Raw genomic sequence first — 23567 nt, 5'->3', positions numbered from 1 at the left:
CCAAGGTGGACGGGCGCCTGAACCGGATGCCCCGGCGGGTCCGGTCGCCCGCGCCCTGTTCACGCCACAACGCTGAGGTCAATCATGCCCTTGCTTTTTTCCTACGGCACGCTCCAGCAGGATGACGTGCAGCAAGCCACGTTCGGGCGGCTGTTGCAGGGCTACACGGATCAACTGGTCGGCTATGATCGGACGATGGTTCCCATCGACGACCCGCAAGTGGTCAAAACCAGCGGCAAGACCCACCACCCGATCATCGCCTTCAGCGGCGACAACGCCGACCGGGTGGACGGGACCGTGTTCGAAATCACCGACGCCGAACTGGCGCAGGCCGACGCGTATGAGGTCGCCGCCTACAAGCGGGTCGCCGCCGACACCGCCGCCGGACGGTCCGTCTGGGTGTATGTGGACGCCCGTTTCGCCCCGATCTGACCACACAACCTTTGATGTTGCCGGGATCCTCGCCGTCCTTATGCAGAGGGCGGCGGGGATCGCCGGTCCGGCTCGTCAGCCCCCGAGATAACGGGTTTCCAGATGCCGCTTGAACACGCTGACGTCGAGCGGACGGCCCGTCGCGGCGGTCAACAACGCGTCGCCAGAGGCGTGGAAACAGCCGGTCTGATGGATGTTGGTCCGCAGCCAGCCGACCAGCGGGGCGAAATCGCCCCGGCCCAGCGCCGGAACGATCTCCGGTTCCGCCTCGCGCGCGGTGGCGAAGAGTTGCGCCGCCGTCATCGCCCCCAGCGTGTAGCTGGGGAAATAGCCCCAGCCGCCGCTCGGCCAATGAATGTCCTGCAAACAGCCCAGGCTGTCGTCGGGCGGGACCACGCCGACCAACTCCAGCATGCCGTCGTTCCAGGCCCCCGGCAGATCGGCCAGCGCCAGATCGCCCGACACCAGCGCCTTTTCCAGGCGATAGCGCAGGATGACATGGGCGGGGTACGTCACCTCGTCGGCGTACACCCGGATGAAGCCGCGCTCCACCCGGCCATACAGGCGGCGGAGATTGTCCACCTCCCACTCCGGTCCCGTCCCGCCGAAGGCTTCGCGGACGACGGGAGCCAGCCACGTGATGAACTCAGCGGACCGTGAGGCCTGCATCTCCATAATGAGTGATTGGCTTTCATGCACGGCCATGCCGCGCGCCTGCCCCACCGGCTGCGCCAGATAGGCGCGCGGGCGGCCCTGCTCATACAGCGCGTGACCCGTTTCGTGAATCACGCCCATCAGGGCCTTGGTGAAATCCTCTTCGGCGTAACGGGTGGTGATGCGGACGTCGTCGGTGGCCCCGCCGCAGAAGGGATGCAGCGACACGTCCAACCGGCCCCGTTGGAAGTCGAATCCCATCCGCTCCATCATTGAGACGCCCAGCGCCCGTTGCGCCTCGACCGAAAAAGGACCGGCGGGGGGAAGCGGCGTCGGTTGCCCCGCCTGTTTGTCGAGCGCGCGCCCAATCAGGTCGGGCAGAAATCCGGCGAGGTCGGCGAACAGTTCGTCGATGCGCGCCGTCCGCGCGCCCGGATCATACTCGTCCAGCAAGGCGTCGTAGGGCGACAGCCCCATCACCGCGCCCTTGGCCGCCGCGCTTTCGCGCACGCAATCCAGCACCGTCCGCAGCGAGGGCAGCAGAGCGGCGAAATCACTGTCCGCCCGCGCCGTGCGCCACGTCATCTCGCAGACCGAGGTCGCCTTGCTCGTCGCCTCCACCAGTTCGGTGGGAACGGCGGTGGCGCGGACGTGATTGCGCCGCATCTCGCGCAAATTGGCGCGCTGCCAGGAATCCAGGCTGTCGTCGCCCTCGGCCTCGGCCAGAAGATCGGCCAGACGCGGATCGGTGGCCATCTCATGGACGATGACGGACAGGGTGGCCGTCTGTTCGGCCCGCCCCTCGTTCGCGCCGTCCGGCATGATCGTCTGGGTGTCCCAGCCGAGAACTCCCAACGCGTCGCCAATGGCGGCGATGCGGGCGTGGCGGCGTTCAAGCTCCTGATACGCGGTCATGCGGCCTACCTGTTGGATTCGCCGTCGCGGCGGCTTTTGCGTTGTGACAGCACATACACAACCGCAAGCGTCGCCGCCAGCCCATACCACGTCAAGGCGTACTGCGCGTGGTTGTTGGGCAACTCAACGCGCGGTTCGATCCCGGCGGGCAGGTTGCCCGGCGTTTGGCCGGGCAGCGCCTCCACCAGGAAGGGGGCGACCGGCCCCAGCGCTTGCGCCGCCGCCATCGCCGCCGGATCGGCGCGCATCCAGACCTCGGCGCCCGGCGCGTTGTCGGGCTGGAACAGTCCGGCGCTCTGCGGCAAACGGACGATGCCGCGCAGGCTGGTCGGCCCCTCGACGCGGCCCGCCGCGCGGCTGGCCGCCGCGCGCTTGTCCATCGGCACGAAACCGCGATTGACCAGCACCACGCCGCCGCCGTCGGCGCGCTGGAAGGGCGTCATCACCTCATACCCCGCCTGCCCCTGGCGCGGGCGGGCGAGCAGCAGCATCTCGTGATCGTTCCGAAATTGGCCCGACAGCGTGACCGGGCGGAACTCCCACGCGGCGGGATCGTCAAGCGCGACCGGCAGGGCGACCGGCGGCGCCGTGACCCGCTCCGCCACCCGGGCGATCAGGTCGGTTTTCCACGCCATGCGTTGGAGTTGCCACGTCCCCAGCCCCAGCATGACGGCGATGGCCGGAATGGTCGTCAGCGTCGCGGCCAGGGTGGGACGGAAGACGCGTGCGCCACTCATTCGCCCGACTCAAGCTCGCTGCGGCGAAAGCGGTATTGCTGGGCGATGACCAGCGCCTTGGCCGGGCGCAGCATGCCAAGCGTCAGGCCGGTGACGACGACGCTCCAGACGATGGCGTGCAGCCACAACGGCCAATCCACCGACATCGACACCCACAGCGCCATCGGCACGATCAGAAAATTCAAAATGAAGATGAGGAAGACCGCCGGGCCGTCGCCGCTGTCCACCTTGGAAAAATCGAGACCGCAGACGTCGCAGCGTTCGGCGACGTCCAGAAAGCCCTTGAACAGCTTTCCCCGGCCACAGCGCGGGCATGCGCAACGCAGGCCCGCCGTGACCGGGGAAATGTTCGGATGATAGCCGGTCAACCGCCCAGGCTCCTCACGCTCGGCTCCTCAATGACCGCCCCCTCAATGGCCACCATGCGCGCCGCCAAGGCCGCCCCACCAATAGACCGAGATGAACAGGAACAGCCACACCACGTCCACGAAGTGCCAGTACCAGGCCGCCGCCTCGAAGCCGAAATGGCTTTCCGGGGTGAAATGACCCTTGTTGGTGCGGATCCAGCAGACCGCCAGGAAGATGGTGCCGACCAGCACATGGAAGCCATGGAAGCCAGTGGCCATGTAGAAGGTGGACGGAAAGATGCCGTCGGTGAATTTGAAGGCGGCGTGGGCGTATTCATAGCCCTGGAAGAAGGTGAACATCACGCCCAGCAGAACGGTGATGCCCAGCGCCTTGGAGGCTTCCTTCATCTTGCCTTCGATGATGGCGTGGTGCGCCCAGGTGACGGTGACGCCCGACAGCAGCAGGATCAACGTCATCATCAGCGGCATGTGGAACGGGTCGATCACCTCGATGCCCGGCGGCGGCCAATGGGCCTCCGGGTTGGTCGGCGACGCCTTGGGGAACAGCGCCGCGCCAAAGAAGGCCCAGAAGAAGGCGGCGAAGAACATCACCTCCGAGGCGATGAACAGCGCCATGCCATAGCGCAGGCCGATCTTCACCACCGGCGTGTGCGCCTTTTCGACCACCGCCTCCTTGATGACGTCACGCCACCAGCCGAACATCACGCCCAGGATCGACAGAACGCCCAGGATCAGCAGCAGCTTGCCCGACCCGTGCATGTACAGGACCATGCCGGTCGCCAACAAGCCGCCCGCGAAGGCGCCCAGCAAGGGCCATGGGCTGGGGCTGACCAGATGGTAAGGATGCGGAACACCGGCCCCAATCGAGGCGGATGGTTCTTGCGGCGCGTGCCCGTGGGTGATGTCGGCCATCGTCTCTCAACCCCAATGGTTCAGTTTGTGGCGGTCGCGCTGGGCGCCGCCTTTTGATTGCTTCCCGGCGCCCGCTGCGCCAGAACGGCGTCGCTGTCTTTGGCGCGGAAGAAGGTGTAGGACAGCGTGATGGTGGTGACGTCGTCCATGTTGGGGTCGTTGTTCATCGCCGGATCGACGAAGAACGCGACCGGCATGTCCACCGACTGCCCCGGCTGCAAAATCTGCTCGGTGAAGCAAAAGCATTCGAGCTTGTTGAAATACTGCCCGACCTTGTCCGGCGTGACGTTGTAGACCGCCGTGCCGACCGTCGCCCGCGTCGAGCGGCTTTCCGCCCGGTAGGCGGCGAAGCCGGTTTCGCCCATCTTCAACACCATGTCCTTTTGCTCGGGCCGGAAGGACCAGGGCAAATTCATGTTGGTGTCGGCGTTGAAGCGGATCGTCACCTTGCGGTCGATCACCGTCGCCGCCGCCGCCGCCGCCCGCTGCGTCGTCCCGCCAAAGCCCGTGACCGAGCAGAACAGCGAATAGAGCGGCGACGAGGCGTAGGTCAGCCCGATCATCCCGAAGACCAGCCCGAAGAGCGAGGTCAGGATGACGAGGTTGCGGCGGCGCAGCGCGCGGTCCATCGCGTCAATGCCCCATGCTCATGCGCACGACGGTGATGCCGTAGAACAGCGCCACCAGACCGATCAGCCCGGCGAGCACCGCCAGATTGCGCCCGCGCAGGCGCTTGGCCCGCTCGCTGGCCACTTGGGCGGCGTCCTGTCGGCCCGGAAGTTCCCGATCCACAACGGTCATGCCCCACCTCCAACGACAAGCCGCTCGCCGATCATCAGGGCGAACAGCAGGAACAGATACAGGATGGAAAAGCCAAACATCTTCTTGGCCGGGCCGTCGTCGCTGGACAGCAGCACGCGCACGGCGCAGCCGACGAACATCAAGCCCAGCAGGCTCGACGCCGCCAGATAGACGGGTCCGGCGATCCCGACGAAATAGGGGGACGCGGCGACCGGCAGCAGGACCAGCGTGTAGACCAGCATCTGCCGCTTGGTCGATCGCGGTCCGGCGACCACCGGCATCATCGGCACGCCCGCGCGGGTGTAGTCGCCGTTGCGGAACAGCGCCAGCGCCCAGAAATGCGGCGGCGTCCACAGGAAGATCAGCAAAAACAGCAGGATCGACGGCACGGCGACGTCGCCCGTCACCGCCGCCCACCCGATCATCGGCGGGAAGGCCCCCGCCGCGCCGCCGATGACGATGTTTTGCGGCGTCCGCCGCTTCAGGCCCATGGTGTAGACGACGATGTAGAACAGGATGGTCAGCGCCAGCAACGCCGCCGCCGTCCAATTGACGCCAACCCCCATCACCAGAGTGGACAGCACGGCCAGCGTGCAGCCAAAGCCCAGAGCCTCATCCGCGCCGACCCGGCCCGAGGGGATCGGGCGGTTGGCCGTGCGGGTCATGACCGCGTCGATGTCGCGGTCGTACCACATGTTGATGGCGCCCGACGCGCCCGCGCCCACCGCGATGCACAGCACCGCCACCGCGCCAATCAGCGGGTGAATGTGTCCGGGCGCCAGCACCAGCCCGGCCAGCCCGGTGAACACCACCAACGACATGACCCGAGGCTTCAGCAACTCGATGTAGTCTCCGGCGGACGCGCCGGGAACCCGCTCAAGCGTTGCATCCGTCATGGCCGTCCCTCCCCGCCTTGTTCGTGCTTTTTGCGTTTGCCCTGTCGGCCCATGGCCGGGCGGCGTCCGGTTGGAAGCGTCGCCCGGCGTTGGGTCCTCACCCGGTCACTTGACCTGCGGCAGCGTTTCAAAGGCGTGGAACGGCGGCGGCGAGCTGACCGTCCATTCCAGCGTGCTGGCCTGCGGCCCCCAATAGGCGCCCGGCACCCGTTCGCCGCTGCGCAGCGTCTTGATGGCGATCCAGACGAACAGCAGGGTCGAGGCGAAGGAGATATAGGCGCCGAAGGAGGAAACCATGTTCCAACCGGCGAAGGCGTCCGGGTAATCCGGGATGCGGCGCGGCATGCCCGCCAGACCCAGGAAATGCTGCGGGAAGAACAGCATGTTGACGCCGATGAAGGTCGTGTAGAAGTGAACCTTGCCCCAGAATTCCGGGTATTGGCGGCCCGACATCTTGCCGATCCAGTAATACCACCCGGCGAAGATCGAGAAGACCGCGCCCAGCGACAGCACATAGTGGAAATGGGCGACGACGTAATAGGTGTCGTGCATGACGTTGTCCAAGCCGCCGTTGGCCAGGACCACGCCGGTCACGCCACCGACGGTGAACAGGAAGATGAAGCCGATGGCCCAGAGCATCGGCACCTTGAAGTCGATGGAGCCGCCCCACATGGTGGCGATCCAGGAGAAGATCTTCACGCCGGTCGGCACCGCGATAATCATGGTGGCGGCGGTGAAATAGGCCTTGGTGTTGACGTCCAGGCCGACCGTGTACATGTGGTGCGCCCAGACGACGAAGCCGACGACGCCGATGGCGACCATCGCGTAGGCCATGCCGAGATAGCCGAAGATCGGCTTCTTGGAGAAGGTCGAGATGATGTGGCTGATGATGCCGAAGGCCGGCAGAATCATGATGTAGACTTCGGGGTGGCCGAAGAACCAGAACAGATGCTGGAACAGCATCGGGTCGCCGCCGCCTTCCGGGTTGAAGAAGGTGGTGCCGAAATTGCGGTCGGTCAGCAGCATGGTGATGGCGCCGCCCAGAACCGGCACGGCCAGCAGCAGCAGGAACGCCGTGACCAGCATCGACCAGACGAACAGCGGCATCTTGTGCAGCGTCATGCCCGGCGCGCGCATGTTGAAGATGGTGGTGATGAAGTTCACCGCGCCCAGGATCGAGCTGGCGCCCGCCAGATGCAGCGCGAAAATCGCCATGTCGACCGACGGCCCGCTGTGGCCGAGCGGCGAGGACAGCGGCGGGTAGATCGTCCAGCCGGTGCCCGCCCCGTTGCCGACGAAGGCCGAGCCGAGCAGCAGCAGGAAGGCCGGAACGATCAGCCAGAAGCTGATGTTGTTCATGCGCGGGAAGGCCATGTCGGGCGAACCGATCATGAGCGGCACGAACCAGTTGCCAAAGCCGCCGATCAAGGCGGGCATGACGACGAAGAACACCATGATGAGGCCGTGCGCGGTGATCAGCACGTTCCACATCTGGCCGTCGGCGACGAACTGCAAGCCCGGCGATTGCAGCTCCAGCCGCATGATGACGGAGAACAGCCCGCCGATCAGCCCGGCGATCACCGAGAAGATCAGATAGAGCGTTCCGATGTCCTTGTGGTTGGTCGAAAAGAGCCAGCGCGGCACGAACCCCGGAATGTGGTGGTCGTGTCCGTGGCCATCGTCGTGGCCGTGAGCCTGCCCAGGATTGGCGTCTGCCATGTCTCTACCCTTTGTCGCTGCCCCTCAGGCCCGCCCGCGTCGCTTTCCGCTGTCGGAAAGCCGTGGGCGGCGGCTGGGGTTGGTTCTTTTCGGCGTTGCGGTGTCAGGCGGCGTTATTCGACGGTCGCACCGATGGGAGCCTGCGCCACGTCGCGGCTGGCGTCGCGCGGACCAAAGGCGATCTTGGCCTTGGCGACCCAGGCGTCGAACTTCTCTTTCGAGACGACCTCGACCGCGATGGGCATGTAGCCGTGGTTGGTGCCGCAGATTTCAGAGCATTGGCCGTAATAGACGCCTTCGCGCTCGGCCTTGAACCAGGTCTCGTTGATGCGGCCCGGCATGCCGTCCTTCTTCACGCCGAAGGCCGGAAGCGCCCAGGAGTGGATGACGTCGCCCGCCGTCACCAGCAGGCGCACGGTGGCGTTGACCGGCACGACGACGCGGTTGTCGACCTCCAGAAGGCGGCGCTGGCCGGGCTTCAGGTCGGCTTCCTGAATGATGTAGCTGGAAAAGGCGATGTTGCCCTGGTCGGGATATTCGTAATCCCAATACCATTGGCGGCCCGTGACCTTGATGGTCATGTCGGCCTGCGGCACCCGTTCGGCCATGTAGAGCAGCTTGAACGACGGCACGGCGACGACGATCAGGATGATGACCGGCAAAACCGTCCAGGCCACCTCAAGCAGCGTGTGATGCGCGGTCTTGGACGGAACCGGGTTGCGCTTGGCGTTGAAACGAACCGCGCAATAGGCCAGCAGCGCCGCCACGAAGATCACGATCAGCGTGATGATGATGGTCAGCAGGCTGTGGAACGAGTCCATCAGGTGCTTGACCGGCGAGGCCGCCTCTTGCAGCCCCATCTGCCACGGGTGCGGCTCGTTCGCCGCCGCCGTTCCGCAGACTCCCGCCAGTGAGAGGACCGCCCCAAGTCCGGCGGCGCGCAGATTTTGCCGTTTCATCCCCAACCCTCATCTATGCCGCGACTTTCGTCATAGGTCGCAGTCGTCTCTTCCCGCCGGAACCGCTTTCGCCCATAATTGTTCGCACTCCGATCAATGCATCTGGAATACGATTGGGCGCTTTAGCAAAAACCGGATAATGCAGGGTTCGTGCCATTCTGAGGGCGTCATTTCCCCGCAGGCCGAGCTTATCCCTACATCACACTCGGTTACAAGCGATTCCTAACCCTGCGGCTGACCAACAACGACAAGCGGTTTCCGACTCCGTTGGAACAGAAAGCTTGAGCGTTATGAAGGGTTAAACCATGCGGCAGCTTGTCGCAGTCCGTTTGTCCAGCAAATTTATTTGAACGCGAAAAGTCGTCGTGATTTTGTCCTGAGCACATCATGGAGGGCGATTATCGAACGACGACGCAACGCGCGTGGAAGAATCCTCGCCGCCCGAATCAACGAGAACAGGAAAGTTTCTGTATGAAACCCCAGCCTTGAAAGGCTGGAGTTCGCAAGCAAGTTGTCAGAACAGGAACAGACGATGGCCGCAAAAAGAGCCAAACAGCGTCAATGGTCGCCCGCGATGACTTTGCGAATGCGCCGGACGCCGGACCAGACAAATGCGATCACAATCGGAATCATCAGCCCAACCAACATGTCGGGATCGACCTTCAGTCCGAAGCCCTTCAGCCCCTTGGCGGCGTAACCGACGATGCCGACCAGATAATAGCTGATCGCCACCACCGACAGCCCCTCGACCGTCTCCTGAAGGCGCAGTTGCAACTGCGCCCGGCGGTCCATCGACTGGAGCAGTTCCGCGTTCTGCCCCTCCACCGCAATCTCGACGCGGGTGCGCAACAGGTTGCTGGCGCGGGCGACTCGTTGCGACAGGTTGTTGAGCCGCTGCTCCACCGCCTCGCAGGTGCGAATCGCCGGGGTCAGGCGGCGGTCCATGAACTCGCGGACGGTTTGCAGCCCTTCGATGCGGATCTCCCGCAGCTCGTCGATGCGCTTCTCCACCAGCTCGTGATAAGCCCGCGCCGCGCCGAATCGGTAGGAGGTTTCTGAGGCGATCTGTTCGGTCTGCGCGGCCAGCAGCGTCAGCCGATCCAACAGATCACGCTCGTCCTGCAAGCCGCGCAGGGTGGCGATTCGCGTCGTCACGTCGGCCAGCCCGGCCTCGATTGGGTTGATGCGCGGCAGCACCCCGCGCGCCGCCGGCAGGGCCAGCAGGGCGAGCACGCGGTAGGTCTCAATCTCCAACAGGCGTTGAACGACACGGCCGGTCTGACGCGGCGTCATCGAATGATCCATCACCAGCATCCGCGAAAAGCCGTCGCCATGGATGCGGAAGTCCGTCCAGGCGGTGGCCGAGCGTCCGGCGATGCGCGAGCCGACGTAATTTTCGGAGCCGAACATCGCCGTCATCATGTTCGCCGACGGCTCGGGCGTCTGGTCGTCGAGCACGGCGACATGGACGCCGACCATCAGTTCGCCCGGCAGCCCGTTCAGCCATTCGCGCGGCACGGCGTTCAGCGCCGGTTCAACGAAGGGATCCGCCAGCGTCCCCGCCGGGGTGACGCTGGGGCGGAAGACGGTCCAAGTGGAAAATTCGGTGTGCCGCTCCCACTTCAGGCGGAAGCTGCCGAACGAGGCGCTGTGGTGGGTGGCCCCTTGGGACGGGCGCGGGATCCCGGCCCAGTCGCACAGGGATTCCAGATGACGGCGGTCGGTCTCCCCCGCCCCTTCGCCCGACAGCATGGCCAGCATGGTGACGCGCACCGGCGCGGTCATGGAGTCCGGCGGGCGGGCATGGACCTCGTTGGTCAGGGCCAGCCGCAGCGCGTGATCCTTCAGGACCCGCGCGCTTGAGGCGGAAGCCCCGGCGGGCGTGGCGTCGCGCGGCTGGAGTCCGGTGGTTTGGCTTGCCTCACGCTCGCTCATGCTCGCCCTTCCCTGTTTTTCTGACGCGCCGTCGCCGTCGCGGAAACGCCAAGCCTTGCCGGACGACGCCCGCGACGCCACACTGTATGTTCAATCTTAGACCACACTGCACGCAGCGGCGCGAGAGCGTCGGCGGTTTCACCACCCATCCGCACCGATCCGACGATCCATCGCGATCCGTTCAGCCCCTGAGACCCGGAGTGTTCATGAGCGCGCTTGCCATCACCGACGATCTCTTCTTCAACCGCGCGGGCATGGACCGCGCCCGTGTGGAAGGCGTCGTGCAAGAGGCCCTCGCCAGCGCCGACGACGGCGAGCTTTATCTGGAATACGCCCAGAGCGAATCGCTGGGTTGGGACGACGGCAAGCTGAAATCGGCCAGCTTCGACACCACGCAGGGCTTCGGCCTGCGCGCCATCGCCGGGGAGGCCACCGGCTTCGCCCACGCCTCCACTTTGTCGGAAGACGCGATCCGCCGCGCCGCGACCACCGTGCGCGCCGTCCAGGCCGGGCACAGCGGCACGCTGGCCGAACCGCCGGGCGGCACCAACCGCGCGCTCTACATGCCCGACAACCCGCTGCACCTTGTCCCGTTCGAGGAAAAGGTGAAGCTGCTGGCCGACATCGACGCTTACGCCCGCGCCAAGGACGAGCGGGTGCGGCAGGTCAGTTGCTCGATCAGCGGCGAATGGCAGGCGGTGCAGATTCTGCGCGGCGACGGCGTGCGCGTCGCCGATCTGCGCCCGCTGGTGCGCTTGAACGTCTCGGTCGTGGTGGCCGAGGGCGACCGCATGGAGACCGGCAGCTATGGCGGCGGCGGGCGCGTCACTTACGAGCATTACATCCAGCCGGAAACCTGGCGCGCCTTCACCGACGAGGCGTTGCGGCAGGCCCTGATGAATCTGACCTCGGTTCCCGCCCCGGCGGGCGAGATGACGGTGGTGCTCGGCAATGGCTGGCCCGGCATCCTGCTGCACGAGGCCATTGGCCATGGGCTGGAGGGCGACTTCAACCGCAAGAAGACGTCGGCCTTCTCCGGCCTGCTCGGCCAGCGCATCGCCGCCCCCGGCGTGACCATCGTCGATGACGGCACCATCGAAAACGCGCGCGGCTCGATCTCCGTCGATGACGAGGGCACGCCCGGCCAATGCACGACTCTGGTCGAGGACGGCATCCTCGTCGGCTTCATGCAGGATCGGATGAACGCCCGCCTGATGGGCATGCGCCCGACCGGCAACGGACGGCGCCAGAGCTTCGCCTATCACCCGATGCCGCGCATGACCAACACCGTGATGCGCAACGGTCATCACAGCCCGGAGGAGATCATCGCCTCGGTCAAGAAGGGCCTCTACGCCAAGAATTTCGGCGGCGGTCAGGTGGACATCACCAACGGCAAGTTCGTCTTCTCGGCCAGCGAAGCGTATCTGATCGAAGACGGCAAGATCGGCCCGGCGGTGAAGGGCGCCACCCTGATCGGCAACGGGCCGGACAGCCTGACCCGCGTGTCGATGATCGGCAACGACAGTCGTATGGACCCCGGCGTCGGCACCTGCGGCAAGGACGGCCAAGGCGTGCCGGTCGGCGTCGGCCAGCCCACCTTGCGGCTGGACGGGCTGACGGTCGGCGGCACGGGGGGCTGAGGACGATCCGGCGGCGGGCGCCTGCGACCCGCCGCCGCCCATAACCGCCACTCTTGACAGACGAAGGCTGCGACCGCCTTAGTCAACGGGTCGATTGTGTCTTGGAAGCAGCCCGATGTTTTTGATCTTTCTGGCTTTGGCGTGTCTGGTGGCGATCAACGCCTGGACCATTTGGATCGCGGCGACGCGGCGCGGCGTCGTTCAGGCTTATTGGGCGTTGTCCGGCTCCTTCATGGGCATCGGCCTGATGGCGGTGATCGGCGTCTTCGCCTTTCCCGGGCTGTTGCAACTCGATCCGACCAGCGGCGAAATGCCGCCCGCCTTCGGGTTGGGCTTTGGATTGGTCGTGATCGGCTTGACTGGGGTCGCCATCGGCGCGGCCATGATGGGCTTGGCCCGGCTTTGGCGGCGCAAACGCGCGGCGAGCGCTCTGGCCGCCGCGACGGCGGACGGGGCGGACGCGCCATCCGGGGGAACGCCCTTGGGAACGCCCATTGGAACGGCCCGCGACGCCTGATCCGGGCGCCGCTCCTCCCAGAAACGCGCGCAGCCCTCACACGCGGGACCAGCCGATGCCGACTTTCTCCATCATCCTGCCCACGCTGCGCCAGCCCTTGGCCGAAGCGGCGATCCGGGCGATCCAAGAACACAGCGTCGGGCATGATTATGAAATCGTGCTGGTCGCCCCCTTCGCCATCGACGCGCCGCGCGTGGTGTCGGTGATCGAGACGGAGCGGCGCGGCAACTGCACGGCCCACGCCACCGGCTACGCCGCCTCCAGCGGGGATGTGATCGTCGCGATGAGCGACGATCATCTGGCCCTGCCCGGCTGGCTCGACGGCGTGGCCGAGACCATCGCCGCCAAGGAGAAGCTGGATTTCCCATTTCTGGGCGGGCTGAACCGGCCCGATCATCCGCATTTCGGGGTGATTTATGGCCTGTATTACGCCTATTTCCCGGTGATGTCGCGCCGCAGCGTGGAGGAAGTCGGCGGCTGGTTTTCCACCGACTACCGCGCCCATTACGGCGATCCCGATCTGGCGATCCGCGTCTGGGCGCTGGGCGGACGCTGCGAGCTGCTGCCGGGCGATCACCTCGCCACCAACCCGGACGAGGATCCCGACAGCCAGTCGATCCACAAGCAAACCTCGATGGCCGCCGACGTCGCGACCTTCGCCACCAAATATCATCGGGCGTTCGGCGGCGGTTTTCCGCTGGATTTTGGGCAGATCAACTTCGACTATCACATCAGCGAGTTGCGCGACATGACCTTTATCGCGCGCGTTCCTCCCGCCCAACATGGCGGGCGGGACCGCCATTGGCGCCCGGACTGACAGGAGCCGGAGCCACACACAACAATCCAGGGAGGCGTCCTTGAGCGGACTGGCGTTGGTATCGACCTTTTGCCCCGACCGCGTCGGGCTGGTGTCGGGAATCACCGGGCATCTGTTTGAACTGGGAATCAACCTGCGCGACGCCACGTTCGCCTCGCTGGGCAGCGGGGCGGAGTTCTCGGCGGTGTGCGAGTTGCCCGGCGGCCTGAGCGTGGACGACGTGCAAGGCAGCCTGTCGGCCCTGCCGGAACTGGCGGGCGCCGAGGTCAAGGTCACCCCCTTCGCCTTCGATCCGGTCCCCGGCCCGCAAGCGCTCATCACCCACCGGGTCGAGGTGTCGGGCGGCGACCAACCCGGTCTGGTCGCCCGTTTGTCGGAGATTTTCACCCAATTCGCCGCGAACATCGTTCGTCTCGACGCGCAAACCCTGCCCGACCGCGACGGCGAACGCTACGCCCTGCGCTTTTCCGTGGCGATCCCGCCGGAACGGGCGGACGTGTGCCTGTCCGCCATCGCCAACACGGCGGAAGCCCTCTCTTTGAATTGCAAAACCGAAGCTCTGTAGCGGGTTTTTGATTGCATTCCATCGTATGATGCGCAAAGGATCGGATCACAAGCCAATCCTTTGCGTATCATTGCGTGAAACGCTCCGTTCTTCTGGTCCTGGCGCTCCTGTCGTCGCCCACCGCCACCCGCGCGGAGGATGTCGGCGCCAGCCTGTCGGACTGGGGGAGCGTCGGGCTGCTGCAAACCCCGACCGCCCGAATGCCGCCGGACGGGTCGATGACCGGCGGGCTGAGCGGGCTTGGGCGCTTGCACCGCCATGTCACCCTGTCGGCGCAACCCCTGCCTTGGCTGGAAGTCACCGCCCGCGACAGCCTCTATCCCGGTTATTACGGGCTGAGCGAACCCGGCCTGGACGTCAAACTGCGGCTGCGCGAGGAAGGCGAATGGGGACCGGCGCTGGTGGTCGGCGGGCGCGACGTCACCGGATCGGGCCTTGATCTGCCAGGCAAGGGGCGTTTCGCCGGGGAATATCTGGCGCTGTCGCGGCGCTGGCAGGATTTCGACGTCACGCTGGGGGTCGGCTGGGGAACGCTGGGCGAGGCCGGGCATTTGCGCAACCCGCTGCGCTTTCTTGGCGGACGTTTCCGCCGCGACCGCGACCCGTCGCTGTGGCCAAGCCTGCGCGGACCGCGCGCTTGGTTTGGCGGCGAGCGGGTCGCCCTGTTCGGCGGGGTGGAGTGGCGCACGCCGATTCCCGACCTGAGCTTGAAAATTGAGACCAGCGGCGACCGTTTCCGCGCCCAGCGGCAGGATGAGCCGGGCTTTGCGCCGGGCAGCCGCTACAACATTGGCCTGTCCTATCGCCCCTTCTCCTGGATCGACGCGGGCGCGGCGTTCGAGCAAGGGCGGCGGGCGATGCTGCGGCTGTCGTTTCGCTTCGCTCCCAAGGAGTGGACCGAGCCGGACCGCCGCGCGCCGCCCGCCGTCGGACCGCGCCCGTCCAACGAAGCCGCCCTGCCCGCCGGGGACATCCTTACCTTGGCGCGGACCCACGGCCTGCCCGCCCGCGCCGCCGAGGTCAGTGGCGACACGGCGACCCTGTGGCTCAATCCAGCGGGAAGCGCCGCGCTCCCCAGCGCGCAAGAGGCCGGTCACGCCGCCCGCCTGCTGGCCGATCTCAGCGCGCCGCAGGTCGAGCGGCTGCGGATCGTCACCGGAACCCATGGGCTGGACGCCGCGTCCCTGACCCTGCTGCGCCGCGACGTCGAACGCGCCGCCCGCCATCGCGGCAGCGTTGATGAACTGTGGCGCACCGCGACCCTGGAGCCACCCAACCAGCGCCCGCCCGATTGGCGCCCCCACCTGGATCTCAGCGTTCGGGTGGCCTCAGAGTTTGATCTGGCCGAACTCGGAACCTATCTGACGCACCGGAGCTACAGCGACATCGTGCTGCGCGGCGAACCGGCGCGTGGGTTGGTTCTGGGCGGAGCGTTGCGGATCCGGGCCGACGACAACCTGTTCATGCTCGACACCAACGCCCTGCCCGCGTCGGAACCCGTGCGCAGCGACATTCCGCTCCACAGCGAACGCCCCTGGGCGGCGGAGCATCTGTTCGCCGCCCATCTCGCCACTCCCGCTGACGGTCTGACCACCCGCCTGTCCATCGGTCATTTTGAGGAAATGTTCGGCGGCGTCGGCGCCGAGGCGTTGTACCAGCCGCTCACCGCCCGCTGGGCCGCCGGTCTGGACCTGAATCATGTCTGGAAACGCAAAGCCGCCGCGCCGCTGGGCGTCGCCCGCGACAGCGCGCGGCTGACCGGGCACGCCAGCCTCTATTGGGAGAATCCCGGCGCCACAACCACCACCGTTTTGCGGTTGGGCCGCTATCTGGGCGGCGATTGGGGCGGCGGCGTCGAGGTGATCCGCCGCTTTGAAGGCGGCGTCGCCCTGACCGCCCACGCGGCCTGGACCGAGGGGCCGGATCGCGGGCAGAGCCGCTTTGGCGGGCGGATGGATTGGGGCATGGCGCTGGTCGTGCCGGTCGCCGCGTCGGGTTGGTTGCCGGTTGGCGGGACGCTGGAAACAGCGGTTCGCACGTTGGGCCGCGACGCCGGGCAACGGCTGCGCCAACCCCTGCCCCTGTATGACGCCCGCGTTCCCGGCGGCTTTGGCCGGTTGGCCGGAACATGGTCACGCCTGATGGATTGAGCCGCCGCCTCTCACCGCCCTGGACGCGCGTCGTGAAATTCTTCGGAACCTTGCCGCGCCACCGGCGTTGGAAAGCCCGACACCGCACGCCGATGATGGAGCGGAAGGTCGGACCAGAGAGGCTGTGATGCTGTATTGGACGTTGATGTTCTTCGTGATCGCCTTGATCGCAGGCGTGCTTGGTTTTGGCGGCATCGCGGCGGCGACCGCTGAAATCGCCAAGATTCTGTTCTTCCTGTTCTTGGTTCTGTTTGCCGCCAGCCTGATTATGGGGTTGTTCCGGCGGCGTTGACGCCGTCCGGCCCGTTTCGCCGCGCTGAAGCCTATTGGCCTGCCCCTTCGGCTGTTCGCCTCAGGCGTTCAGTTGATCGGACGGGCATCGTCCTTCAACCAACCGCCGCAGCGCCCGACGCCCGCGCGACAGCCGGGACTTCACCGTGCCAAGCGAGATGCCGAGTTGGATCGCCGCCTCGCCATAGGATGCCCCTTCCAACCCGACCAGCAAGACGACGCGGCGCTGCTCGCTCGGCAGCACCCGCAACGCCCGGCGCATGTCGCGCAGTTCAAGGCTGACGAATTGGGAGCCAGGCACCCCGCCCAAGGCGGCCAGAGCCTCGTCGTCGATGCCGAGAATCGGCTGGCGGCGGCGCAAGCCGTTGATGTGCAGATTGCGCAAGATGGTGAACAGCCAAGCGCGCAGGTTGCTGCCCGGTTGCCACAGATGCAGACGGGCAAGGGCGCGCTCCAGACACTCCTGCACCAGATCATCGGCCAGGGTGACGTCCCGCGCCATGGAACGGGCGAAGCGTTGCAGGCGCGGGATTTCCTGGGTGATGAGCAAAATGATGGCCGCGTCGGACGATCCATCCGGATCGAGATCGGTAAGGCGCGCGCCGTCCACGTCGTCGCTCAAAGGAACGCCGCCCAAGGGGGGAGCGCTCAGGGGGATGGCGCCAGCCAAGCCGCCAAGCATCGACACCGGAACGCCGGACGAGCGAGAGATGGGGTGAGCTGTGAGATGAGTCATCTGGAATGAGTCTCCATGTTGACCGTCGTCCACACCGCGCACGGACAAGGACAACCGCAAAGCGGATCGGAGCGACACGGGAGTGCCTCGCCTGGAAACCGCCTTTTTCCAAAACAGTCAGGGGCTGAAAGCCAGAGACAAAGTTCTCAACGGATTTCACCAGGAAAACCGAAAATCAAACTTTCACGCCCCCTTTTCCGACTCTGAATAAGATTCTTATAAATTTTGTTTGACGTATATGCGGTAATACTACTTTCGGAATAACTCAAGACTACATCCTATTACGCTATCATCTTCACATGATTATTAGAAAATTACAACAAACCAATAGGGATACATCATAAATATTAGGAATTTTTTTCTTCTCTATATTGCAAAGATGACCAACAAGCTGCCCCCACAGGGAAAGGGTGGATTCGGCGGACCGATTCATCTCAAAAGGGTTTTTGCATCGGCCATAAAAATATGAGAGGTTGCGACTCGGAAAAAACGACTCGGAGCGACTCGGAGAGTCAGTGGTTAACAGTTTGGTTATAAATCGCCGATTATCCTTGCGACTCGATTCCGCCCGCCAACGCCCCCTCCCGCCGTCCTTCCCGCCCAAAGGATTCCGCAAGATGCCCATGTCCGCCGACGTCGACACCATCGAACGCACCTCCATCGTCGCCTACACCCTGCTGAACGAACTTCATGACGCTCTGGCGCAGCCCGCCACGCCGGACGACGTGACGCTTGGTCTGCTGATGGGGCTGTCGATGTTTCTCGACGACAAGGTCGGACCGATCCGCGCCCAACGTCTGATGACCGAAGCGCCCGGCATCGTGCTGAAAACCGACGCCCATGTGACCCCCGACCAGTCGCAAGAGATCCTGCCGGCCTTGCGCGCCTTCGGCGATCACTTGAAAAGCCTGCGCACGCTGGCCCCGGCGACCGTCGAACGCGTTCTCGCCTGACAAAACCCGCCCCTATTCCCCACGTCTGGCTCCACGTCTGACGTCTTGACCGACGGAGAAAAAGGGCGGAAGCTTTTGGCCATGGACTGGTTCACGGGGTTCAGCATCGTCGCGATCACAACCGGCGTGACGATCAGCGTCGTCGTGCTGGCAGCCGTTGGCTCGATTAGGCGCAGCCTGAACGAGGGCGCGTTGCGCCAGTCCCAGCACATCAAGTCGCTGTCGGAAACCATCGCGTCCTTGTCCGCGCAACAGCAGGCGGCGCAGACCCGCATCCAGCAACTGACCGACGCTCACCGGAAATTGACCGAGGAATTCAACGCCCTCGGCGAACGGTTGAGCGACGCCGACACGGTCCAGCGTGTGTCCGGCACGGCAAAGCTCCTGCACTGATTGATGCTCTCCCCCGCCAACGCCCCCATCGCCAACGCCCCTGACGCCGCCATTGAACGCGCCCGCTGGACCGCCAGCGCCGACGCTTGGGACCGTTGGGCCGATCCCATGGCCGATCTGGCCGACAAGCTGAACCGTCCGCTGCTCGACGCCGCCGGGGTCGTGGCGGGCGACCGTGTGCTCGATCTGGCGTCGGGCGCGGGCGAACCGGCGCTCAGCGCGGCGCGCCGGGTGGGCGGGGCGGGGCTTGTGGTCGGCAGCGATCTGGTTCCCGGCATGCTGGGCGGGGCCGTCCGCCGCGCCGCGACGGAAACCGCGCCGCCGCTGTTCACCGCCGCCGACATGACAAGTCTGCCCTTCGCCAACGGCGCGTTCGACCGCGTCACCTGCCGGTTCGGCGTCATGTTCGTCCCCGATACGCTCGCCGCCCTGCGCGACGTCCGCCGCGTGCTGCGGGCCGGTGGCCGGGCGGCCTTCATGGTGTGGGGACCGTTGGCGGGCAACGGGCTGTTCGCCGACATCGGCGCGGCGGTCGCCGCGCGTTTGGGCGAGGATCACAGCCTGGCCCCGCTGTTCCGCTTCGCCGCCCCTGGATCGCTGGCCGCCGCCATGAGCGAAGCTGGTTTCGGCACGGTCACGGAAAGCGACCTGACGCCGGTGCGCAAGGCCCCCGCCGATCAACCCTTTTGGCGGGCCGCTCTGGACATGAGTTTCGGCCATCGGCTGGGCGGCTTGCCCGCCAACGAGCGCGCCGCTTTGGAATCGGACATCGCCGCCCGCTTCGCCGCGCAGGCGGTGGATGGGGTGGTTCCGGTTCCCGCCCATGTTCGGATCATCGTCGGGCAGTGACGACGATCAAGGCGACCCTTCTCAATAATCCTTTTCATAGCTGAGGCCAAAGCGGGTCTCGGAATCCGCTCCGACGTCCGCCTTGCCCTTCAGCCCTTTGTAGATCTCCACCTCGACCTTGGCGCGGGTTTGGTTGGCGCCCATGCCCTGCTCCACCCCGACATAGACGCCGTCGTCCAGATAACGCCCGGCCTGCACCGCGCCACCCTTGCCGTCGGAGCTTTGCGAGAAGTCCAAACGGTCCAGCCCGGTGGATCGCCGCACCCGGTCCAGCAGCCCGCCGCCTTCGCCGCCAACGCCGGTCAGCGCCGCCGCCGATTGCGCCAGTTGCACCGCCTCGCCCGCGCCCAAGCTCCCGACGGATTTGCCGAAGAGAACCGCTGACAAAATCTCGTCCTGCGGCAGGCCCTGGGGCGAGGTCAGGGCAATTTTCGGCTGCCCGGCGGTGCCCGACACCTCGATCTGCGCCGTGACGCCGTTCGCCGCGACCTCGGCCAGCAGGTCAAGGCGCGGGTCGATGGGTTGGGTTCCGTCGAAATCCAGATTGCCGCGATTGAAGGCGAAGCTGTGCGACAGGATGTCGAGCCGCCCCTTCAGGACGCTCAACCTCCCGGTCACTTCGGGCGCGTCGGCCCGCCCGCCGATGCGGAGCTGGCCGCCCAATTCGGTGTCGAGGCCACGACCGCGCACGAAGATCCGGTTCGGCGCGTCCACCGTCAGATCCAACGCCAAGGCGAAGGGCGGCGGCGGTTTGTCCGCCGCCTTGCGGGGGGGAATCGGCTTGCGCGTCGGGCCGTTGCGGCGCGTTCCAACCTCCTCCACCTTCAGATCGACGACGTTGACCGGCAGCCGGTTCGGAATCCGCACGTCAGCGCCGCGCAGACGGATCGGCCCGGCCAGACGGGCGCTGAGAAAGCCGCCGGTCACGGTCAGTTTGGCGTCCACGTCCGCCGTCAGCAGATCATTGTCGACCAGCCGGGCGTTGTCGGCGGTGATGGCCAGATCAAGTTGCCGGTCGCCCGCCGCCGCAGGTCGAATGACGCCCTGCCCGCCGATGGTCCCGCCGTTGCTGGTCCGCGCCCGCAAGGATTGGATGGTGAAGACCTCGCCATCGCCGACCAGCCGCGCCTCGATGCCGCTGAGAACGGCCCCCGACGCTCGATTCTCGAACCGCCCGCCGCTGAGCGTCACCGAGCCGCCCAGCTTGGGCGCCGCCACCGTGCCGCTGGCCCGCACATCCAGCTTGACGCTGCCGCGCGCCCGGTCGCCGGTGGACGCCAGCAGATCATTGACCAGAGCGGCGTCGAGCGTCCCCTCGACCACCGCCTCCAGCGCGCCCTTCGGCGGCACGCCGACCGCGTGGCTGTCCGGATTCATCACCAGCGGCAGCGCCGCCCGCAGGGTGAGCTTTCCGGCCTTGTTCGGCGTCGCCGCCTCGCCGTTGACCGACAAGCGGTTGTTGCGCCATTGCGCCGTCACTGTGGCGTCGACGCCGGGGATTCCCGCCTGGGTCGCCTGTTTGGCGCGCAACCCGGCAAGGCGCAAGGTCGCGTCGGCGCGTGGGCTGCCAAGCGTGCCGCTCACGCTCGCCTGGAGCGAGGCCACGCCGTCCAGCGTCAGCGACGGATCGGCCAGACGGGCCAGCGCCAAGGGAAGTTGATCCAGCCGGATGTCCCCCTTCAACCGATCCCCCGCCATGCCCCCATCAACCGACAGCCGCGCGCCGCCCACCAGCGCCCGCAAGCCCGCCAGCTCGTAACGCTGATCGGCGGCGGTGATCGTCGCCGGGCCGGTCAGCCGCAGGGTTTCCCCTGCAAAACGACCCTCCAGCCGCTCCAAACGCACCCGCGTCACGCCTGCGTCCTGGCCCAGCGATCCGGCGAGATCCAGGCCGATTGGCCCGCCGCCGCCGGTTCCGGTCGCCGCCGCGCGGAAATTCGCCTTGGCCAACCCGCCGTCCAGGCTGGCGGTCAGGCTGGTGATCGCGTTGCCGCCGCTCTCCGCGCCGGACAGCTCCAGCGAGGCTTTGCCCGAGGGCTTGCCCAGCGCGTCGGCCAGTTCCGCCGCCACGCTCACGCGCCGCACGGTCAGCGGCGCGCCCGCCGCGCTGTTCACCCGCAGAGTCGTCGCGTTGGCGGTCAGCGTCGCCGCCTGCCGCCCGCCCTTGCCATCCAACGCCAACGTGAAGCCCGCCGCGCCGTCCAACGGCGCGCCAACCAGCGCCGACAAAGCTCTCAGATCGGGCAAGGCCCCCTCAAGGCGGCCTGTCGCCACGCCGGACGTCATGGCGAGCTGCGCCGCCCCGGTGATGCGGTTGGCCCCCGTGACCAGACTGAGATCCGACAGCCGCAACGTGTCCCCGTCCAACGCATAGGCCGCGTCGAGCGCCAAGGGAGCGCCCTCCGGCTGGCTGCGCAAGGTCACGCGCCCCGCCGGTCGGTCGGGCAAACCGGCGGCGGTCGCCTCAAGGCTGGTCGCGCCCAAACCTCGGCCATCGGCCACAAGCCCGCTGGCCTGCGCCCGCGCCGTCACCGCCAGCCGGTCGAGCGGACCCCGCGCCGTGACGTCCGCCGCTAAAACCCCATCCAAGGGCGTCCCGAGCGCCGCGCCCAACGGCCCCAACGCGGTTCCCTCCAGCCGGGCCGTCGCGTCGAGTTGACCGGCGACCAGCGCGCCCGTTCCGGTCAGCCGCCCGTTGCCGCCCGCCAGCTCCACTTTGTCCAGCCTCATCCCGCCGTCGGGGGCCAGCGTCAGCGCCGCTTTGACGGTCGCCGCCGCGCCCAGCAGCGCGTCAACCGGCGTTCCGCTGGACAAACCGTCGATGCGCCCCGACAGCGTCGCCGACAGCCGCCCGTCCTCCTCCCGCCGCACGGGAAGGGACAGGGACAGCGCGCCGCCCAGCGGACGCCCGGCCAACGCGGAAAAGCGATTCAGATCCGCCGCCGTCGCCGTGACGGTCAACCCGCCGCTGCGCCCCCAGCCATCCAACGCGCCTTGCGCCGACAGCGTGGCGGCGGCGGCTTGCCCAGTCAACGCATCCAAGGTGAGTCGCCCGCTGGCGCTGTCGAGCCGCGCCGCCCCGATCAGCGTCGCCGCCGGGCCGACCAGACCGGCCAAAACAGGATCGCCGCCCACCACCTCGGTCGCCGTGGCGGACAAGGTCAGCGCCAAATCGTTCAACGTGCCCTCGACCACGCCGTCGGCCCGCGCGTCACGCCACGCCGCCGCCGGGACCAGCGCGTGCAAAGCGGAGTCCGGTCCCGCCGTCACCGACCAGCGCAGGGAAAGGCTCTGGTGATCGGCGGCCATCGTCCCGTCCAGGCTGGCCCGTCCCGCCGCCGTCTCCAGCGTCAGCGGGCGCAGCGTCACCCCGCCGTCGGGTTTCAGCAGAATGGCGGCGGTCAGCGACGACCGCGCGCCGACCAGCCGCGCCAAAGCCGGATCCAGCAGCCCCTCCGGCGCCGCCTGGGCGGTCAGGTTCAACGCGCGCCCGTCCGCCGTCGCCTTGACGCTCGCCTCGGCGGTCAACGGCTTGGTCGCGCCGACCTGCGTGGTCACGGCCCCGGTCCAATCATCGAGCGTTCCGCGCCCGTTCAGCGCCAGCGACAGCGGCGGCAATCCGGGCAAAGACAGCGCGCGGGCGATGACGCCCCCCGCCGGTTCCGCCCCGTTCACCGCCAGCTCAAGCCGCTGACTCGCCAGAACGAAAACAACGCTGGCGTCAAGTTTGCCCGGCTGATCGTCAATCCGCTCCACGCTCAACCGGCCATCCAGCCCCGCCCCGCCCGCGTCGAGCGCCAGCGCCCCATCAACCCGCAGCGTCGCCGCCTCGCCCAAAAGAGCCGCACCAAGCCGCAGGCGATTGACCGCCAACCGATCCAACCCGACGCTGACGGGAAGGTCCGGCAAGGCGAAGCCAACTCCCGGCCCCGGCGCCGCAGCGGGGGGCGCTGGCGCCGTCGCTTGCGGCGCGCGGGCGACCTCCACCGAATCCGCTTCCAACCGCTCAATCCGCACGCGCCTTGTCAGCAGGGCCGACGGCGACAGCGTGACGCGCAGCGCGTCCACCGTCAGCCAGACGCCTTGCCCGTCGGCCATCGTCACCCGCTTCAGCGCCAGATCAAAGGGCAAGCTCCCCTCGATGGCGCCAAGGGTTAGATGAGAATCGGGACCGGCTGCCACCGCTTCGACGCTCCGCGCCAGCCAACGCCGCCCGGACTCGCCGTCCAGCCACACGGCGCCCGCCCCAACGGCCAACAGCGCCGCCCCGAAAAGGACGGCCAGCGTCATTCCCAAAAGGGTCAAGACGCGGCGCAACCGACTCACGG

General features: G+C 66.9%; 22 protein-coding genes. 10 read left to right on the top strand and 12 right to left on the bottom strand.

Annotated features, from left to right (window positions below; all coding sequences use genetic code 11):
• The first annotated feature begins 84 nt into the window (after window positions 1–84).
• Window positions 85–432 carry a gamma-glutamylcyclotransferase family protein gene (locus D3877_RS03270; RefSeq protein WP_119829322.1) on the top strand — a complete coding sequence of 116 codons (348 nt, stop codon included), beginning with the start codon at window positions 85–87 and terminating at the stop codon, window positions 430–432.
• Between the two features lie 75 nt (window positions 433–507).
• On the opposite strand, the gene D3877_RS03265 is transcribed toward D3877_RS03270, so the two are convergent.
• The 10 genes from D3877_RS03265 to D3877_RS03225 form a co-directional block, all read right to left on the bottom strand.
• Window positions 508–2001, bottom strand: a complete 1494-nt coding sequence (locus D3877_RS03265) for a carboxypeptidase M32 (protein WP_119829321.1) — start codon at window positions 1999–2001, stop codon at window positions 508–510.
• 5 nt (window positions 2002–2006) lie between these two features.
• Window positions 2007–2738 (bottom strand): SURF1 family protein, encoded by a 732-nt coding sequence (locus D3877_RS03260; RefSeq protein WP_119829320.1) that lies wholly within the window; start codon window positions 2736–2738, stop codon window positions 2007–2009.
• Window positions 2735–3106, bottom strand: coding sequence for a DUF983 domain-containing protein (locus D3877_RS03255; RefSeq protein ID WP_119829319.1), 372 nt, complete (start codon window positions 3104–3106; stop codon window positions 2735–2737). Before D3877_RS03255 ends, D3877_RS03260 begins: the two co-directional genes overlap by 4 nt.
• 42 nt (window positions 3107–3148) lie before the next feature.
• Window positions 3149–4018, bottom strand: coding sequence for a cytochrome c oxidase subunit 3 (locus tag D3877_RS03250; protein WP_119829318.1), 870 nt, complete (start codon window positions 4016–4018; stop codon window positions 3149–3151).
• A gap of 20 nt (window positions 4019–4038) precedes the next feature.
• Window positions 4039–4647 carry a cytochrome c oxidase assembly protein gene (locus tag D3877_RS03245; RefSeq protein WP_119829317.1) on the bottom strand — a complete coding sequence of 203 codons (609 nt, stop codon included), beginning with the start codon at window positions 4645–4647 and terminating at the stop codon, window positions 4039–4041.
• Between the two features lie 4 nt (window positions 4648–4651).
• Window positions 4652–4819, bottom strand: a complete 168-nt coding sequence (locus D3877_RS29720; RefSeq protein WP_158599776.1) for a hypothetical protein — start codon at window positions 4817–4819, stop codon at window positions 4652–4654.
• Window positions 4816–5715 carry a heme o synthase gene (gene cyoE / locus D3877_RS03240; protein ID WP_119829316.1) on the bottom strand — a complete coding sequence of 300 codons (900 nt, stop codon included), beginning with the start codon at window positions 5713–5715 and terminating at the stop codon, window positions 4816–4818. The genes D3877_RS29720 and cyoE overlap by 4 nt, the downstream gene beginning before the upstream one ends.
• A 105-nt stretch (window positions 5716–5820) precedes the next feature.
• Complete coding sequence (gene ctaD / locus D3877_RS03235) at window positions 5821–7434, bottom strand: cytochrome c oxidase subunit I (protein WP_119829315.1); 1614 nt, start codon at window positions 7432–7434, stop codon at window positions 5821–5823.
• A gap of 113 nt (window positions 7435–7547) precedes the next feature.
• The gene (gene coxB, locus D3877_RS03230) at window positions 7548–8393 is read right to left on the bottom strand and encodes a cytochrome c oxidase subunit II (protein WP_119829314.1); all 846 of its coding nucleotides are present in this window, start codon (window positions 8391–8393) and stop codon (window positions 7548–7550) included.
• Between the two features lie 558 nt (window positions 8394–8951).
• Entirely contained in the window at window positions 8952–10328 is a 1377-nt protein-coding gene (locus D3877_RS03225; protein ID WP_119829313.1) for a DUF3422 family protein, read from the bottom strand.
• Between the two features lie 206 nt (window positions 10329–10534).
• Here D3877_RS03225 and tldD point away from each other — a divergent pair, with 206 nt between their 5' ends.
• The 6 genes from tldD (at window position 10535) to D3877_RS03195 (ending at window position 16309) form a co-directional block, all read left to right on the top strand.
• The gene (gene tldD, locus D3877_RS03220; protein ID WP_119829312.1) at window positions 10535–11968 is read left to right on the top strand and encodes a metalloprotease TldD; all 1434 of its coding nucleotides are present in this window, start codon (window positions 10535–10537) and stop codon (window positions 11966–11968) included.
• Between the two features lie 115 nt (window positions 11969–12083).
• Window positions 12084–12485, top strand: coding sequence for a hypothetical protein (locus tag D3877_RS03215; RefSeq protein WP_119829311.1), 402 nt, complete (start codon window positions 12084–12086; stop codon window positions 12483–12485).
• 55 nt (window positions 12486–12540) lie between these two features.
• Window positions 12541–13302 carry a glycosyltransferase family 2 protein gene (locus tag D3877_RS03210; RefSeq protein ID WP_119829310.1) on the top strand — a complete coding sequence of 254 codons (762 nt, stop codon included), beginning with the start codon at window positions 12541–12543 and terminating at the stop codon, window positions 13300–13302.
• A 40-nt stretch (window positions 13303–13342) separates the two neighbouring features.
• Complete coding sequence (locus tag D3877_RS03205) at window positions 13343–13867, top strand: glycine cleavage system transcriptional repressor (protein WP_119829309.1); 525 nt, start codon at window positions 13343–13345, stop codon at window positions 13865–13867.
• A 74-nt stretch (window positions 13868–13941) separates the two neighbouring features.
• On the top strand, window positions 13942–16017 hold the full coding sequence (locus D3877_RS03200) for a YjbH domain-containing protein (protein WP_119829308.1): 2076 nt from the start codon (window positions 13942–13944) through the stop codon (window positions 16015–16017).
• Window positions 16018–16144: 127 nt separating this feature from the next.
• Entirely contained in the window at window positions 16145–16309 is a 165-nt protein-coding gene (locus D3877_RS03195; protein ID WP_119829307.1) for a DUF1328 domain-containing protein, read from the top strand.
• Window positions 16310–16369: 60 nt separating this feature from the next.
• Here D3877_RS03195 and D3877_RS03190 read toward each other — a convergent pair whose 3' ends face one another.
• Window positions 16370–17044 carry an RNA polymerase sigma factor gene (locus tag D3877_RS03190; protein ID WP_238474708.1) on the bottom strand — a complete coding sequence of 225 codons (675 nt, stop codon included), beginning with the start codon at window positions 17042–17044 and terminating at the stop codon, window positions 16370–16372.
• A gap of 617 nt (window positions 17045–17661) precedes the next feature.
• Here D3877_RS03190 and D3877_RS03185 point away from each other — a divergent pair.
• From D3877_RS03185 to D3877_RS03175, 3 genes are all read left to right on the top strand, one after another.
• Window positions 17662–17997 (top strand): hypothetical protein, encoded by a 336-nt coding sequence (locus tag D3877_RS03185; protein WP_119829305.1) that lies wholly within the window; start codon window positions 17662–17664, stop codon window positions 17995–17997.
• Between the two features lie 81 nt (window positions 17998–18078).
• Entirely contained in the window at window positions 18079–18390 is a 312-nt protein-coding gene (locus D3877_RS03180; protein WP_119829304.1) for a hypothetical protein, read from the top strand.
• Window positions 18391–18393: 3 nt separating this feature from the next.
• Complete coding sequence (locus tag D3877_RS03175) at window positions 18394–19239, top strand: class I SAM-dependent methyltransferase (protein ID WP_238474707.1); 846 nt, start codon at window positions 18394–18396, stop codon at window positions 19237–19239.
• A gap of 21 nt (window positions 19240–19260) precedes the next feature.
• On the opposite strand, the gene D3877_RS03170 is transcribed toward D3877_RS03175, so the two are convergent.
• Window positions 19261–23565: a translocation/assembly module TamB domain-containing protein gene (locus D3877_RS03170; protein ID WP_238474706.1), complete on the bottom strand. Its 4305-nt coding sequence runs from the start codon at window positions 23563–23565 to the stop codon at window positions 19261–19263.
• Window positions 23566–23567 lie beyond the last annotated feature (2 nt).

This window comes from Azospirillum cavernae (assembly GCF_003590795.1).
Lineage (GTDB): Bacteria > Pseudomonadota > Alphaproteobacteria > Azospirillales > Azospirillaceae > Azospirillum > Azospirillum cavernae.
This window is presented reverse-complemented; position numbering and strand designations above follow the sequence as displayed.

Excerpts from the sequence above, each read along its gene's own strand:
- D3877_RS03270 (WP_119829322.1), top strand. The coding sequence starts at position 85 with ATGCCCTTGCTTTTTTCCTACGGCACGCTCCAGCAGGATGACGTGCAG.
- D3877_RS03265 (WP_119829321.1), bottom strand. The coding sequence starts at position 2,001 with ATGACCGCGTATCAGGAGCTTGAACGCCGCCACGCCCGCATCGCCGCC.
- D3877_RS03260 (WP_119829320.1), bottom strand. The coding sequence starts at position 2,738 with ATGAGTGGCGCACGCGTCTTCCGTCCCACCCTGGCCGCGACGCTGACG.
- D3877_RS03250 (WP_119829318.1), bottom strand. The coding sequence starts at position 4,018 with ATGGCCGACATCACCCACGGGCACGCGCCGCAAGAACCATCCGCCTCG.
- D3877_RS03245 (WP_119829317.1), bottom strand. The coding sequence starts at position 4,647 with ATGGACCGCGCGCTGCGCCGCCGCAACCTCGTCATCCTGACCTCGCTC.
- D3877_RS29720 (WP_158599776.1), bottom strand. The coding sequence starts at position 4,819 with ATGACCGTTGTGGATCGGGAACTTCCGGGCCGACAGGACGCCGCCCAA.
- cyoE (WP_119829316.1), bottom strand. The coding sequence starts at position 5,715 with ATGACGGATGCAACGCTTGAGCGGGTTCCCGGCGCGTCCGCCGGAGAC.
- ctaD (WP_119829315.1), bottom strand. The coding sequence starts at position 7,434 with ATGGCAGACGCCAATCCTGGGCAGGCTCACGGCCACGACGATGGCCAC.
- coxB (WP_119829314.1), bottom strand. The coding sequence starts at position 8,393 with ATGAAACGGCAAAATCTGCGCGCCGCCGGACTTGGGGCGGTCCTCTCA.
- D3877_RS03225 (WP_119829313.1), bottom strand. The coding sequence starts at position 10,328 with ATGAGCGAGCGTGAGGCAAGCCAAACCACCGGACTCCAGCCGCGCGAC.
- tldD (WP_119829312.1), top strand. The coding sequence starts at position 10,535 with ATGAGCGCGCTTGCCATCACCGACGATCTCTTCTTCAACCGCGCGGGC.
- D3877_RS03215 (WP_119829311.1), top strand. The coding sequence starts at position 12,084 with ATGTTTTTGATCTTTCTGGCTTTGGCGTGTCTGGTGGCGATCAACGCC.
- D3877_RS03210 (WP_119829310.1), top strand. The coding sequence starts at position 12,541 with ATGCCGACTTTCTCCATCATCCTGCCCACGCTGCGCCAGCCCTTGGCC.
- D3877_RS03195 (WP_119829307.1), top strand. The coding sequence starts at position 16,145 with ATGCTGTATTGGACGTTGATGTTCTTCGTGATCGCCTTGATCGCAGGC.
- D3877_RS03190 (WP_238474708.1), bottom strand. The coding sequence starts at position 17,044 with ATGACTCATCTCACAGCTCACCCCATCTCTCGCTCGTCCGGCGTTCCG.
- D3877_RS03185 (WP_119829305.1), top strand. The coding sequence starts at position 17,662 with ATGCCCATGTCCGCCGACGTCGACACCATCGAACGCACCTCCATCGTC.
- D3877_RS03180 (WP_119829304.1), top strand. The coding sequence starts at position 18,079 with ATGGACTGGTTCACGGGGTTCAGCATCGTCGCGATCACAACCGGCGTG.
- D3877_RS03175 (WP_238474707.1), top strand. The coding sequence starts at position 18,394 with ATGCTCTCCCCCGCCAACGCCCCCATCGCCAACGCCCCTGACGCCGCC.